We start from the raw sequence: 14,056 nt of genomic DNA, 5'->3' as shown, positions 1-14,056 counted from the left end.
CGCCACCCCTCTCCGCCGCCGTCGCTCGCCAGCGCTGCGCTTTTGGGCAAGCGAGCGACGGCGGCTCCGAGGGGATGGCTCGGCCGGACCCCATGATCAATTTTGCTGAACTTGACGCACAGAACTCGCATGGATGATGACGAGAACTCGCTGATATGTCCCGCAAGCGGTCGCAATGCTAGTCGGGAGATGGCGGAAAAGGCAGTCACGTCACTTCGTGAAAGCTCAGTCGAAGATGCGCGGCCTTAGTACAGGCCGCTTCGGCCTTCTTTAAGCAGGACAGCGCTGGCGTAACATCCGCTGGAGCAGGAGAGGAGCACGGTGTCACCTACATGCGACTTCTCGATGCCGCGGCTGCTAGGGCAGACTGGCGCGAAATCGCGCGCATTGTGCTTGGGCTTGATCCCACCGTTGTCTGCTGTCGTGCTCGATCTGCCGCTCGACGCGAATTTCCAGCTTCGGTTAGGGCGCTGTACGGCAATTGTGGCGCGCACTTGAGCATGAGCCGCTCGGAACGCATCCTCTTGCTTTGCCGGCTTTGAAGCAGCGTCTCAACTGATCCGCGCGCTGCGTGCACTGGACGGATGGCAGCAAGGAAATAGCTATAGCCAAATCGGGCAGGGCCGTTTGAAAGTGATCGTATTGCTGGCCGAGGGTGGAAAACAGACGACCTGCGCAGGCGAACCATTCGGGTTGTTAAGCTGGGGCGCCGTCTCGAAGGAATGACAGTTCATGAGTTCTTGGGCGATCAATGGCGTACCTCCGTTCTGTGCAGCCAATCTTCTGCTGGCATGGCAGGATCGGGGATAGGATGAGATCTTTGCGTTCGCTCTCTCACTGTCTGGCCACGTCAGCAGGATGTCGGGACGCGATGTGATGTTCAATATCGGCGTTGATCAAACGATCGAGAGCTCTCTGCCCGCGATCAGATTTGGCCGCCCCACGCACCAGCTCCCCTTTGGAAATCTCTCAGCTGTCGGCGGGCTCGATGACGGAAAGGTCGCGTGTAATCAAAATATCAAAATCATCCGAAGATGTCGACAGAGCGAGCTGACGACGTCCACGATGACACCGCCGGCTTCAGCAGAGAAAGCCTGCAGATTTGGAATAAGAAGAGAGAAAGCAAAGGTCGATAGTGACGTGCGGACCACAATCCGATTCGTTCCGGCGTCCGCACGGCGTCGCATTCTCTTCGCGGTGAAGCCGACGGTTTCCAGCGATTCGGAGACTGCGTTTGCGAATAACCTCCCAAAGTCGGTTAAATCACTGCGCCGTCCACGCCGCTCGTTCAGGTCAGCACCCAGATAGTCCCGCAGTACGGACAAATAGCGGCTGACTGAACTTTGTGTTGTTCCCAAAGCGGTGGCGGCGCGCGTGACGCTGCCTTCGCCGGCGACGGTCACAAGGGCGCGGATGGCGTTTAAAGGAACTTCGTCGTCTTGAGCCGCCTGCTGCGACGCCAGAATGAACATCCATCACATTACTCGATGTCCACTGGGGGATTGCAGCTTGTTGCGGGGGCGGTTGCGCTTAAAGTCCGCACGGAGCCACTGATACTGGTCCGGGACCGCAGAAGATCTGCGTCACTAGCTCGGTGGTGTAACGGGGGCTATGTCCTTTTTCGACGTGCCGACTTCGGCTTGCGACCTTTAGGTAGGGTCGCGGGCTGCGGCGCCCCCTTGGATGGCCGAACAAACAGCTCCGAGACAGCAACGCCGAGCGTCTCGGCCAGGCGATCGAGAAGATCGACTGTCGGGTTTGCCTGTTGGCGCTCAAGACCGCTCATATAGGAGCGGTCAACACCTGCATCATAGGCCAATTGCTCTTGCGGAATACCGCGCTCGACGCGGATCCGGCGCACATTGTAAGCCACAAGCGCACGAGCTCTCATGCGCGAAAGCAGCCATTTCGATGGTCATCAAACCACTGGCTATAACCGAAATAAAAAGATCGCTAAATTGGAGGTTTTGATCGAATTATTCGATGTGTGTCACCGAATCGTTGTTCCCCGACACTACTGGGCGGGGCGTACCAGCACCGGTACGTCGACCCTATCAATTTGCGGCGGTGCAGGTTTTGCGGGCGCTGACCGGAGCTCAGTCGTTCCGCTGGCTCGGCAGCTTCGATTCCGCCGTCTCACTTACGCGAACAGGCTTGAGCCAAAGGCAAAGATGCTGATTGAGAGGGAGCCGATGGTCCCCCATTTAACGAAATAGAGTTGCAGCCCCGATGAATGAGTCGGCGCAAACTATCGAGATCGCAGCGACGGCCGTTCAGGCGAGGTTAGAGGTGGCCTTCAGCGCAGAAAGCGCGTTTCAGCTGCCTTAACTTCGTCCATTCTCTGGAGTCTGAAGATTTCCTCCACCGGTACAATATCCTTGTGGACGTTCTGGACGCCGCCATCAGCGATGATGCGGCGGAAGGTGTCCCTCAACGCCGTGCTAGAGGCCCGGATCCCGTAATTGCCATAGATCATCATCTGGACGTTACCCAACTGCTTGACCCGACGGGCATCCAGATCCGGATAAGCATTTGGCACAATAGCCAGGGCACTGAACCGGTCCAGGCGCGGGAAAAGCTTTCGATCTCGGCAGGATCTTTCTTCTTTGAATGGATCAGGATCATGTCGGCACCAGCCTTCACATATGCTTGCGCACGGTCTAAGGCTTCAGCTTCGCCAAGGCCAGCGATGAGCGCTTCGGTTCTCGCGATCACAAGAAAATTTGGATCTCGCCTTGTGGCGAGAGCAGCCTCGATCTTGCCCTGAAATTCCTCGACGCGCAGAAGTTGCTGGCGCCCGTCCGCAGCAAGGCTCGTCACCTTGGAGAATGTCTTGTCCTCGATGACGACGGCGCTGGCGCCGGCCCTTTCATACTCGCCAATCGCATGCATGACATTGATCGCATTGCCATACCCTGTGTCGATGTCGGCCACGATCGGTATCGTCGTGCGGCCGGCGATTGCTCGCAGCATATCCAGCTGCTGTGCCATCGAGATCAAGCTCATGTCAGCCAAGCCATAAAGCGCGGAAAGTTCGAAGCCGGAGGCCCACAGCCCATCGAAGCCGGCTTCCTCCGCCAGGATCGCTGAAAGCGGACTGTGAGCCGCCATAATGTGGACAAGACCGCTTTCGGCCATCCGAGCGCGCAGGCGTTTGGCAGGGGACATGTGAAGCCTTTCAAAAAGGGGAGATCCTCAAGCGAGGAAGCATGGGAGATGCGAATGTCGGGCGAGGCCAGGAAGCCGCCCGGGGGCACTGCAGGGACCCAAACGCATCGAGAAGATACATGGCGAACATGGCGGCAGTCTCTGTCACCTCGCCGGCCGGCGTGCGTTTGCCGATCAAACCGGCGCAGGAGGAAAACGCGTAGAATGCGCCGGGTAACGGGCACGATGGTCCTTCCGCCTGGTTCAGCTCAGCGGCCACGAGTTCGCGGTGTTGCGGAAACGCCCGCGACTTGCCTCAGATGACCCCAGACGCCAGACATCGCCTCACTAGCTGCATATTGCGCGATCGAGCTCTTGTGGGAGCAGGTCCCACTTTGGGCGAGATTGATCGCGTTGACCAGAGTCAAAGATTCTGCGGCATACAGAACCGACCAGCCAGTGATCGCGTCGGCGTCCAAACGCCGTTGCCTCGGTATCGAGCCTTGCAAAGATCGCGTTGAAGATCTGCTTCGTGCTGCAAAAGACCGTGGTCTGATGGATACTGAATTGAACCCGTGACCGCGACTGAAGTCCCTTGGACTGCCCCGCGCAGCTGCCTGCTTCCGACGAGCGCGATGCATTTCGTCGGCCGTCGCGGATTGCGCAGATGCCGGCCTTCCAGGCAGCAAGTGAGGTTTCGAAATCGGTTTCGCCTTTACCGAGTGTGATCACGGCTGCGCCGTGTTCGTGTAGCTCGGCGGCTCGCGCCGTCATGGCGTCGGATTCTGAGGAACTGACAAGCCTTGAGCCGTTCTGCAACGACAGACAATAGGAGCACCTGAAGTTTGACGCAGGATTGTTGACCACTTCTACTCGTTGGCAAAGTGGCTAACAAAATGGACATTCGTGTTTGTTGAATGAAATGATCGCAAGTTGCGATGCCTTGCGTGGCATCGGCGACGGCGCGTTTCGCGGCCACGCCTCACCAGCGGAGCAATTTCCTCGGCGCTTTGTGCATTGGGCGCCGCGCAGAGGCGTGAAGTCTCTTTCAAAATCGAGATGATCAGCAGGACTCGAAGCGTATTCCGGCTCACGCGAAATTGCGCGGCGTCCCCTTTAAGAAAGCAGCGCTAAGGCTCGCTCGCCGCGGTCGGTCCGTTCTCAAGCGACCTCGGCGACGCTGTTAGGTGCGCCGTTATCGCATATTGCAGGAACCACCATCTACTTATTCGATACATGTCATCCAGCTGTAGCACGATGGGTCTTGAAGATCCGCAGCTTGCGTAAAAAGTTCATGCCAGAAGAAAGTGATGCGATGGCATCGGTCTTGATCGAAAGTATCACTAAGGCCTACGGTCTGACGCCCGTCCTGCGCAGCGTCTCGCTGTCGATAGCCGATGGTGAATTCCTGACGCTGTTGGGACCATCTGGCTGTGGTAAGTCGACGCTGCTCCGAATCCTGGCCGGACTTGAGGTGCAGGACGCTGGCTCCGTCTCGATCGGCGAGCGCGTCGTGGACGGAGTGCGGCCAAAGCGGCGGGATATCGCAATGGTGTTCCAGTCCTATGCACTCTATCCCCATATGAGCGTTGCCTCGAACATCGCGCTGCCGCTGCGGATGCGTCGGCTCTCTGCCTTACAGAGGCTCCCCCTTCTCGGCCGCCTTCTGCCAAGAACCACGCAGATCGCCGCGGACATTGGGGTGGAGGTCTCCCGTACGGCTAAGTCCCTAGGGATCGGCCAACTATTGTCGCGCAAACCGGGGCAACTCTCGGGCGGCCAGCGCCAGCGTGTCGCGGTTGGTCGGGCGATGGTGCGCCATCCAGCTGTTTTCCTAATGGACGAGCCCCTATCCAATCTCGATGCCAAGCTGCGCGTGCAGCTGCGCGCCGAGATCAAGGAACTGCACCAGCGGCTCGGCGTCACCTTCATCTATGTTACGCATGACCAAGCTGAGGCGATGACCCTTTCGGACCGCGTGGCGGTGATGCTCGACGGTGAGTTGTTGCAGGTTGCTCCACCGCAAAGCATCTATTCCGATCCAGACAATCGCCGCGTTGCGGAATTCATCGGTTCACCCAAGATCAACTTGCTTGATGGTGTGATGCGCGAACGCGGCCTAATCGACGTCGCCGGTTCGACGCTCCCGATCGAAGCCGATGCCCTGGCAGGCACGCCGCTCTCGCTCGGCATTCGCCCGGAAGCTCTTTATCTCGCAGAGCACGCGGGCCAGGGAGTGCTGACAGGTTCGGTGCGAATGGTCGAGCACATGGGATCAGATCTCTTCGTGCATCTCGATCTTGCCGGAATCGATCAGCCCTTGATCGCAAGGCTGCTGGCCGAGCGGGCGCCGCATATCGCGCCCGGCCAGACCTTGCATGTCGGCGCGAGACCGGATCGCATTCTTCTGTTTACACGGGATGGACGGCGCTTACGGCGGGAAGCGGATGCTGTTCGCAGATACGTCGCTCCGCTCCGCGAGGCCGCGGGATGAGTGAGCCTCGTGCTTTTTCCACCGCTTGTCATCGGTCATTAACGCGGCGTGGAGCGTCATTCCTTGCGGTCTCACCAGCTTGTCGGCAAGCGTTTGTGGTGGCATTCGCAGGATACGGCTTGGCTGGCCCGGCGGTCTTCTTTCTGCTGGTGCTGTTCTTGTTGCCGGTGGTTGGGGTGTTTTTCATTGCGCTCACCGACTGGCAGCTCGGGGCGGGCTCTTTCTCCTTCGTCTTCCTCGCCAACTACCGCGAGGCGTTCGCGGATCCCACCTTTAGGGCCTCCCTCGCCAACACCGCTGTCTATGTTCTGATCGTCGTGCCTGGTACGCTGTTTGGCGGCCTTACTGTTGCACTTCTGATCGAAAGCGGAAAATCCTGCCGCTCGTTCTATCGTGCCATCCATTTCCTGCCCTTTATGGCAACTGTCACGGCTATGGCCATTGTCTGGGAGGCGCTGCTCCATCCCACGATAGGCCTCGTGAACCAGATATTCGCCGCCGTGGGCCTTTCGACCGCCAATTGGCTGCGCAATGAAAATACCGTCGTTCCGGTGTTGGGCACTATCGGGATATGGCAAAATCTCGGCTATGCGATGGTGCTGTTTCTCGCGGGCCTCAAAAGCATCCCGCGAGATCTCTACGATGCAGCCGATGTCGATGGTGCCGACTTATGGATCGACCGGCTTCGCACCGTCACTCTGCCCTTGCTCGGGCCGGTCTCAATGTTCGTTGTCATTGTTGTGGCACTGAGGGCCTTGGAATGCTTCGACGCGGTGAAGGTACTGACGCAGGGCGGCCCTGGGAATGCCTCCGAAGTACTGCTCTACACGCTCTATCGAGAGAGTTTTGAGTATCTGCGCACCGGATATGGCGCCGCTCTCGCCGTCATCTTTCTTGCCATGGTCGGAATTCTCACGCTCATCAATGCCCTCGTCATGGATAGGAAGGTGCATTACCAATGAGCGCGGCCACTTCCGTCAACCGCTTGTCGTTGCTTGCCGGTATCCTTCGCCATGTCGTGTTACTCGTCACAGGAGCGTTGATACTTGTCCCCTTCCTGTGGATGATCTCGCTCTCGATCAAGGCGCCGGGCGAGATATTCCACGCGTCCTTCTCCTTTTGGCCCGTCCAATTCTACGGCATCGAAAACTATAAGAAAGCCCTGACTGAAACGCCGCTTCTCCGCTACATGGGCAACGGCCTGATGGTATGCGGTCTGATCCTGGCTCTGCAAATTCTCCTCTGCGCTCCTTGCGCCTACGCGCTCGCAAAATTGCGATTCTTCGGTCGCGACCTAATTTTCGGCCTGGTGCTTGCCGGTCTGATCCTCCCGCACCAAGTGCTTTCACTGCCGCTATTCATCTTTGGGTACAAGCTCGCCATCCTCAACACTTACAGCGCGCTGATCCTTCCTTATGTCGTCTCACCCTTCGGCATCTTTCTGTTACGGCAGTTTTTCAAGACCATTCCGGATGATGTCGTGCACGCTGCCCGTCTCGACGGTCTCTCTGAGTTCGCTATCGTCTGGAAGGTGATGGTGCCAATGGCACTACCGGCCCTCATCGCCTTCGCAATCTTCTCGGTGGTCGGGCACTGGAATGACCTGTTCTGGCCACTGATCGCCGTACGTGATCTGTCCCTGATGCCGCCGCCGCTGGGTATTCTGGTCTTCAAGAACGAGGAGGCCGGCAGCGACTACGGTCCTCTGATGGCCGCATCCACTCTTGTGGTGCTCCCGCTCACCATCGCCTTCCTCGCAGCCCAACGTTGGTTTGTCGAGGGACTGACGGGAGGGGCCGTCAAACAATAGCGAACGAGGGGATCGAAATTCTCCTCTCGTCGCGTGCACAGTCATTGCCCCGGCAAGCGCTGAAATGGACAAATTCTCAAAAGGAACTCCGATGCTCAGAATAACAAAGCTTTCTTCTGCAATCGGCGCGGATGTCGCCAACGTTGATCTCCGCAGATTGGCGGAATCGAAAGACGCCGCCGTTATCGGTGCGCTGCGCGAAGCGCTTGAAACGCACCTTGTGCTTCGCTTTCGTGCCCAGCACCTGTCACCAAGCGAGTTCGTCAGACTTGCTTCAGCCTTCGGCCATACAAAGACCCTAAAGCGCGCCGCAGCGTCAAGTAGCGCGCATTTGCCTGGCCATCCTGAAATCAAGGTCGTCTCGAACGTAGCGAATGACGATGGCCGCCCAATCGGTGACGGTGGTTCTTCCGAGAATTACTGGCACACCGATGGCACCTATCTGCCACAGCCGGTCAAGTTAACGTTCTTGTACGGACGCGAGTCGCCCAAAGAAAATCCACCGAAGACATTTTTCATGAACCTCTGCGATGTCCATGATCGCCTGCCTCACTGCTTGACATCCTATCTGAGCCGGCTGAGTTGCATCCATTATTCGCAGTATAACTTCGCTCCTGAATATGCAGAGCAAATTGCAGCACTTCCCGCGGGTGCCGATCGTCGGCATATCGGGCCCAGCTTTCCTCTCGTTCGCCTGAATCCCCATAGTGGAAGACCATCCTTGTATCTCCCGCGTCAGCGACAGTGCCTTATCGAAGGCTTGACGAGCGAACAAAGTGAGAAGCTCTCTGACCTGCTATGGACATACGTAGAAGCCTATGACGATACATGGGGCGATGTGATAGGTGTCGATGATCTCTTCGTTTTCGATAACAGTTACACGCTTCATAGACGTGAGGCGTTCGACTCTCGAGAACGGCGTGTCCTATGGCACATCACGACCGAGGGCGAACCACCGATTCCGTATGCGTCGGCGCCCTGATGGGGCGCGAGAGCCCAGTGGCAGCAGAAAGAGTCGCGGCAGAGTGAAGGTGAGCGGTGCCATCCGGCCTGTAGCGATTCATCCATGCCCGCGAAGGCGAGCATACCTTCGGTCCTAGACGCCCAAAACTGGCGGGGCCGTTTTCCGGACTACAAGTCGCGCCATCATTGGAGAATTGGGGTGGTTGCCTGTTCGCCGACAATTTCAGAGTCCGCCCCGAGATTGGCGGCCGCGCTATTTTCGAACGAGCTGTTTATGAATGGCGGCACGTTTCCTGCGGTTGTGTTTTGGCGCCCGCCGACCGGCACTAACCCAACCGTCGTTTTCTTGCCTGGCGGTGGCCATCTGGCCCGGGTCGCATATGGCCACCCGGGCGCGGATCCACGGGACTTCCTCGACTTTTGGCTGCGAAAGGTCGGATGGGGGCTTCTCGCGGTCTCCTATCCCAGTGATCATCCCATCTTTCCCCACCTCTATCCCGAGATGACCGTGAGCGACTGGGGGGCATCGGTGACCGCGATCACCCTCGACCTTTTAGCGACCTGTCCGGCGCCGCGGCGGGTCATTGTGGCCGGCTGGAGCATGGCGGGGCGGGTTGCTCGCTCAGTCTGTCGAGGGCTCTCCCGAGGCGGTTTGCCGCCGATCGGCTTTATCTCGCTCGCTGCGAGCGCTCCCTTTCCCGGCCTGGTGCCCGTCTTCGAGAGAGGCGAGCCGGTGACGGAGGCGGGCTTGTGGGATCTCTCGGCCGATGAGCCCGGATTACCAACGCGCCACGCAAATTGGTGTGCTGAACTTGCTGCCCTTTCGGCTGACAACGACCGCGTGGTCATCCCCGAAGATGTCTATCAACGCGACTATCGCATAAATACGCCGCTTCTGCTGCGCGGCGAGCCGCAATTCCTGAGATCGCGCAACGCGGTCGTTTCGGTTGCCGAAGTGACGGACGAACTCGGCACTTTCGATTTTGGCTCCCATCCGCTGACGGGTGTAATTGCGCCGACGCGGCCTTCTGATGCACGTCACGCGCTAACCGATTCACTTACCTGGGGCTTCCTGAACGCACAGCACGTCTTCGAGCGCTACGTTAGCCGATGCCCCGACCTTTCCGCTATCCGTCCTCGGGTTTGGGAGCAGTTGCGGTCGCTCATGTTAGATTTGCCACGCCGTCTCACGCGTACTGTATCAGGCGGTCATTTCTTCTTCGTTGGTGAGCGCGGCGCCAAAGCAACAGCACGTCATCTGACAAATCTCGCCAGCGAAATCGCATTCCTGCAGGCCGAAGTCTCGGCCATCTTCTGCAATCAACCTGCACCACCAACGAAATAGAATGACAGCCTTCAGCCGTTCCCAAGCGCTCACTTACTGCATTCATACGCATTTCTGATAGTCCCCACGCTCCTCACAACGTAACGTTCAAGCTAGCCCGCCAGTACGAGCTGGCCCCCGAAGCTGGTCGCTCGACCAGTCCGATCGCAGTCGGGCCCCCTAATTTATGCCGACGCAATTCAAACATGATTGACGATCCTTCGATCGTATTGGGGCGGCAGGGACGAGGCGCTCGTCTCCTCACACCAAGCCGGGCGCCGAGGTTACGGGGCGCCAAACGAAGGATTGCGGCGTGCCGGTACACGCGGTCCACAAAAAAGATCAAGGTACAAGCGCGGCGAGAGCCGCGCCTGTACACGTCAATCACTTCTTCAGAATGAGCTTGCGCGCCTCCTTGGCGGCGTCGTCGAGCGCCGCTTGCGCCGAGAGTTTGCTGCCCAATACCAGTTGCATTTTGTCCACGATCATCGCTGCGGCCTTCGTGCTGTTCTCGCCGGGAAATGCATACCAAGCCACCAGATTGCTGAGTTGCCGCAGCGGAACAATGTAGTTCGGATTTTCCCGATAAATCTTCTGTAGCTGTGGATCCGACAGCGCGGCCGTGTTGATTGGCGTATATCCGGTCATTGCCGCCATGATCGCCTGCGCCCGCGGGCTTGCGGCGAACTTAATGTATTTCCAGGCTGCTTCCTGCCGAGCGGGGTCTTTGGTTAGCATCATCATTCCGTTGCCGGCGGCCAAGGTCTTGCCGTCTTGAGCCAAGGGGATCGGCGTCATCGTAAGCATGAAATGCTGACCGATTTGCCGTTCGAAGTCCGTAAGAAGGCTGCTGGATGTCAAGTAGATGCCAATCTTGCCGCCGACAAAGGACTGACGGGCGTTGTCACGCGATAAGTCCATCATGCCAGAATCTGCAGCGCGCGCTACGGTTGCCATAGCGGCAAGCCCTTGCCGCTGGTCGAAGGCGATATCGTCCTCGCCCTTGGTCATCATCCTGCCGCCATGCGCAAAAAGCAGTGTTTCAAAGCCCCACGCGCCATTCGCATTATACTCCATGTAGAACCCGCTGACGTTCGGCTCCAGCTTTGAGATCTTCTTTGCCAAATCGAAAACGCCGTCCCAGGTCGTGGGCAGCCTGGCAGGGTCAGCGCCAGCGCGGGCGAGAAGGGCATTATTGTAGAACAACACTGGCGTCGTCAGCGAATAAGGGACGGCATAAGCTTTGTCACCGGGCGACCCGGTGTTTCGGATGGCGTCAGCAACACCCTGCTGGATCCACTCCGGTTCGGTCGAGATAAAGCGGTCGAGCGGTACGGCAAGGCCACGATCGGCCAGCAGCCGTATATAATTTAGACCCTGGTGCGAAACGTCGGGAGCGTCGTTAATCAAATGCGCCCGCAAGGTACTTTGCAATAGCTCGTCGTAGCTCTTTGCCGTTTCGAACTTGATTGTTATCTCCGGGTACGCTTTCGTAAATTCAGCCGCGATTGCATTGTACATCGCGGAAAAATTGGCCGGCGAATAGCTCACACGCAGTTCAAGCGCATAAACCATGCTCGATCTGGCGACAACAATCGAAAGCACCAAGAACAAAGCCACCGCAAGCAGACGTCTCATCGTTAGTCTCCAATCGATAGAATAGAGCGAGCAAGCGTCTTGAACCGGCCGCTCGCCCGGCGGGATGTGTTTCTGCGGCATTTGCGCCGACCACCAGTGAAACCAAGGAGCAGGCGCCAGGCTGGGGCTTTTCCGATCGGTCGGCTATCAACGTTGCCGTTGTCTCCAAATCTCATCACAACGATCAATTCCTCGACCTCTCGAACGCGTTCGCTCGCGAAGGACTTCAAGAGGTGGATAACTACATGCAAATGACATGCATCGAAAAATCATATGAGAAGCGCGCAACATGTGAACATGGCGTGCTCTTGCGTGATGATCATCGAGCTGCGACTGTCGGCGGAAACAATGGCGAATTGTTTTCGCGGCCGAACCCGACGGGCGAAAGTGAACACGGGACACATCCGCGCTTGGCACAGTCTGGTGCATCGCGAGAGCGGCCAAGCCGCGGCTAGCCGGGTCGATTGCCCGCCTAGCATTGCAGGAGTTCAGCTCGTTTCGAGAAAGGTCGCAAATACCCGCTGGGGCAGCTGCTCGTTGGGGCTCTGTAAGTCAGGATCAGGGCGTCGAGCAAACCAATCAACTGCGAGGGGACGCCTTGGGCGTCGCCCTCGCTTACGCTGAGATTAACTTCGTACGCATCATTTGGATGTCGGCGCGCCCCAGTTCTCCCGGGGTCTACGATTTCAGCTTATCAACGGCCTTCACCACGTATAACAAGAGCTACTCCGCTAGAAGAATATCGATGTAGACGCTGAGAAATTCAGGGCATGGCCGATTTGGGGTGTATATGTGATGCTTGTCGGATGATCGATATATGTCAGCCCCAAGCTCGCGTATATTCCGGGGCCAAGATGCGCGGTATATGTTCCGGAGATTGCTTTCGCGTCCCGATGAACGAGATTTCCTTTAGCCGCCGCAGCATCTACTGCAAATTTGCTCCAAACCGTATCGGTAGCAACAAGCGAGATTTGATCACTGGGCCGGCTATCAAAGAGTCCCTTCGCGTAAAGCCGGAGCTCATAGTACTGAGTAACCTTGTTGAGATCAGGCGGAGCACCCATAGCCGAAAATCCCCCATAGATGCCACGCGATGCAGCGTCAGGGACATGGCTCTGCCAGAGTTGCCTGTCCGCAGCGACGTAATAGAGGCTATTCTCGTCAGCTCTCGGTTGGGTTGGATACGCCAGATTCGTGTAGTGGCTGTTGTTGAAGCCAACACCCGCCCGCAACCACGTCTCGGGTAAACCGGGAGCCGCGCTGTTGCGATACCCGCTCTCGTCAAGCAACAGAATGCCCGCGTTCGCAGTACTCCAGTCCAAGCCCGTTGGATTTGCGCTTATATGCGCAAACACCCCGTCTGGACTAGTAGAGCGTTGGAACGATACCTTGTTATACAGCCGGTCATCGAAATGGTAGGTTAGGTTGAGAGTAGGTGTCGGTGCGGGCGCGAAGTTCATCCCTCCTTGATAAAGCACATTCGACGACGGGCCGAAGACGTTCGCTCCGGGATTCCCTCCGACCACCGTGCCGGCTAACTCATATGAGTTCATGAGGTAGCCGACTTTGAGCTCGAGCTTCCGATCAAAAAAGGTTTGGTAGTAGGCAATCGTGTTGATTCCCCATCTATCCGGCCCTCCGGGCTGCCATGTCCAAGCTTGCTGCTCGGTTCCTACAATGATCTGACCGTCGGGGATCCCATACCGGCTGAGATCATAGGTCACCATCATGTAATTTAGGGTGTAGAATGTCGGATTCTGTCCGCTATATAGTTGGTTGGCGATCGTGCTCTTGGCTGCATTCGGCAGAAGGTTGTTAACGTAGGTATTTTGCGTCCAAGCAATATATCCGATCCCAAGCTCTGCCAGCGCGGATCTGATGCCTCCTTTGTCCTGAACCAACGTATCGGCTGGACCAGGTAAGTTGACCTCCAATCCCTTTATGCGAAGGTTTTCGAACTTTGCGAATGGGTTGGGCTGGGGCGTGATAGCTTTGGCTGGGCGAGCGTCAGGACGCACTGTTCGTTTTTCAGCAGTATCACTGCCAAATTGGATCATCTTCTTTTGAACGTTTCTCTTGGCGATCCCGCTCGGGGCGTCTCGTTTGTGATTGAGCGTACTGCTCGTTTGTGCCAGCGCAGTTCCGCTAATAAGATTAGCTGCCAGCGTACATGCAACTGCTAGCTCCGCTTTTCGAATGGATCGAAAGCGGAACGCATGTCCTGATGCCGAGTATGGCGGTCTTGTCTGATCATTTTGTCCATCGTTGTTCATCTTGACGCGCATAGAATCCCTCAGACGCGGTTAGAGCCGTTGCGCGCTGTGTTTGGCATCGCGACCGCAACTGAAGGATGACAGGCATCGGATAATTCGATGTGATTACCTGTAAGATGCGATGACGCTGACTGTTTAGCGACCTATTGCGAGGGGTACCCGGTGAGCGTCATCCAGGGACCACGCACTGAGGGCTGATCTGGTCGGCTAAGAATATCTCGCGGAATGGTTTGTCGCGGGGTCACAATGTCCAAGGATAGTCGTAAGGATAGTCGTAAGGATAGCGATAAGGATAGGCATACGTCTATCCTTGAAGACGGCGCCGACACGCTGCAGCGCATCGAGATCATCACGGGGACGGGCCGGCGTCGGCGCTGGTCGACCGACGCGAAGGCGGCGATTGTTGC

The 14,056-nt window shown here is 57.4% G+C and carries 12 protein-coding genes; 5 read left to right on the top strand and 7 right to left on the bottom strand.

The features are described from left to right. Positions 1-1,010: 1,010 nt before the first annotated feature. The 5 genes from EAV90_RS37990 to EAV90_RS37975 all read right to left on the bottom strand — a co-directional run bounded on the left by EAV90_RS37990 (position 1,011) and on the right by EAV90_RS37975 (position 3,921). The gene (locus EAV90_RS37990; protein WP_245509731.1) at positions 1,011-1,472 is read right to left on the bottom strand and encodes a LysR family transcriptional regulator; all 462 of its coding nucleotides are present in this window, start codon (positions 1,470-1,472) and stop codon (positions 1,011-1,013) included. Between the two features lie 137 nt (positions 1,473-1,609). After that, the gene (locus EAV90_RS37985) at positions 1,610-1,891 is read right to left on the bottom strand and encodes a helix-turn-helix domain-containing protein (RefSeq protein ID WP_129146356.1); all 282 of its coding nucleotides are present in this window, start codon (positions 1,889-1,891) and stop codon (positions 1,610-1,612) included. A gap of 405 nt (positions 1,892-2,296) precedes the next feature. Beyond that, positions 2,297-2,479 (bottom strand): hypothetical protein, encoded by a 183-nt coding sequence (locus EAV90_RS41060; RefSeq protein WP_245509730.1) that lies wholly within the window; start codon positions 2,477-2,479, stop codon positions 2,297-2,299. Then, positions 2,476-3,168, bottom strand: a complete 693-nt coding sequence (locus EAV90_RS37980; RefSeq protein WP_245509729.1) for an isocitrate lyase/phosphoenolpyruvate mutase family protein — start codon at positions 3,166-3,168, stop codon at positions 2,476-2,478. The genes EAV90_RS41060 and EAV90_RS37980 overlap by 4 nt, the downstream gene beginning before the upstream one ends. Positions 3,169-3,495: 327 nt before the next feature. After that, a complete protein-coding gene (locus tag EAV90_RS37975; RefSeq protein ID WP_129146355.1) occupies positions 3,496-3,921 on the bottom strand; it encodes a hypothetical protein in 426 nt (141 codons plus the stop codon). Positions 3,922-4,462: 541 nt separating this feature from the next. Between EAV90_RS37975 and EAV90_RS37970 the strand changes: the two genes are divergently transcribed. The 5 genes from EAV90_RS37970 (at position 4,463) to EAV90_RS37950 (ending at position 9,759) form a co-directional block, all read left to right on the top strand. After that, a complete protein-coding gene (locus EAV90_RS37970) occupies positions 4,463-5,641 on the top strand; it encodes an ABC transporter ATP-binding protein (RefSeq protein ID WP_129146358.1) in 1,179 nt (392 codons plus the stop codon). Between the two features lie 119 nt (positions 5,642-5,760). Then, complete coding sequence (locus EAV90_RS37965; protein ID WP_245509728.1) at positions 5,761-6,603, top strand: carbohydrate ABC transporter permease; 843 nt, start codon at positions 5,761-5,763, stop codon at positions 6,601-6,603. Then, complete coding sequence (locus EAV90_RS37960; protein ID WP_129146353.1) at positions 6,600-7,451, top strand: carbohydrate ABC transporter permease; 852 nt, start codon at positions 6,600-6,602, stop codon at positions 7,449-7,451. The genes EAV90_RS37965 and EAV90_RS37960 overlap by 4 nt, the downstream gene beginning before the upstream one ends. A 64-nt stretch (positions 7,452-7,515) precedes the next feature. Continuing rightward, positions 7,516-8,433, top strand: coding sequence for a TauD/TfdA dioxygenase family protein (locus EAV90_RS37955; RefSeq protein ID WP_129146352.1), 918 nt, complete (start codon positions 7,516-7,518; stop codon positions 8,431-8,433). A gap of 180 nt (positions 8,434-8,613) precedes the next feature. Continuing rightward, on the top strand, positions 8,614-9,759 hold the full coding sequence (locus EAV90_RS37950; RefSeq protein ID WP_129146351.1) for an alpha/beta hydrolase family protein: 1,146 nt from the start codon (positions 8,614-8,616) through the stop codon (positions 9,757-9,759). A gap of 363 nt (positions 9,760-10,122) precedes the next feature. Here the strand turns inward: EAV90_RS37950 and EAV90_RS37945 are convergent, their stop codons facing one another. Together EAV90_RS37945 and EAV90_RS37940 are read right to left on the bottom strand one after the other, a co-directional pair. Further along, positions 10,123-11,376, bottom strand: coding sequence for an extracellular solute-binding protein (locus tag EAV90_RS37945; RefSeq protein WP_164937286.1), 1,254 nt, complete (start codon positions 11,374-11,376; stop codon positions 10,123-10,125). A gap of 731 nt (positions 11,377-12,107) precedes the next feature. Next, a complete protein-coding gene (locus tag EAV90_RS37940) occupies positions 12,108-13,661 on the bottom strand; it encodes a carbohydrate porin (protein ID WP_164937285.1) in 1,554 nt (517 codons plus the stop codon). Positions 13,662-14,056: the final 395 nt, after the last annotated feature.

The organism is Bradyrhizobium vignae (assembly GCF_004114425.1).
Taxonomy (GTDB): domain Bacteria; phylum Pseudomonadota; class Alphaproteobacteria; order Rhizobiales; family Xanthobacteraceae; genus Bradyrhizobium; species Bradyrhizobium vignae.
The sequence above is the reverse complement of the archived record's forward strand: the minus strand, read 5'-3'. Positions and strand labels throughout refer to the sequence as shown.

Excerpts from the sequence above, each read along its gene's own strand:
- EAV90_RS37990 (WP_245509731.1), bottom strand. The coding sequence starts at position 1,472 with ATGTTCATTCTGGCGTCGCAGCAGGCGGCTCAAGACGACGAAGTTCCT.
- EAV90_RS37985 (WP_129146356.1), bottom strand. The coding sequence starts at position 1,891 with ATGAGAGCTCGTGCGCTTGTGGCTTACAATGTGCGCCGGATCCGCGTC.
- EAV90_RS41060 (WP_245509730.1), bottom strand. The coding sequence starts at position 2,479 with ATGATGATCTATGGCAATTACGGGATCCGGGCCTCTAGCACGGCGTTG.
- EAV90_RS37980 (WP_245509729.1), bottom strand. The coding sequence starts at position 3,168 with ATGTCCCCTGCCAAACGCCTGCGCGCTCGGATGGCCGAAAGCGGTCTT.
- EAV90_RS37975 (WP_129146355.1), bottom strand. The coding sequence starts at position 3,921 with ATGACGGCGCGAGCCGCCGAGCTACACGAACACGGCGCAGCCGTGATC.
- EAV90_RS37970 (WP_129146358.1), top strand. The coding sequence starts at position 4,463 with ATGGCATCGGTCTTGATCGAAAGTATCACTAAGGCCTACGGTCTGACG.
- EAV90_RS37960 (WP_129146353.1), top strand. The coding sequence starts at position 6,600 with ATGAGCGCGGCCACTTCCGTCAACCGCTTGTCGTTGCTTGCCGGTATC.
- EAV90_RS37955 (WP_129146352.1), top strand. The coding sequence starts at position 7,516 with ATGGACAAATTCTCAAAAGGAACTCCGATGCTCAGAATAACAAAGCTT.
- EAV90_RS37945 (WP_164937286.1), bottom strand. The coding sequence starts at position 11,376 with ATGAGACGTCTGCTTGCGGTGGCTTTGTTCTTGGTGCTTTCGATTGTT.
- EAV90_RS37940 (WP_164937285.1), bottom strand. The coding sequence starts at position 13,661 with ATGCGCGTCAAGATGAACAACGATGGACAAAATGATCAGACAAGACCG.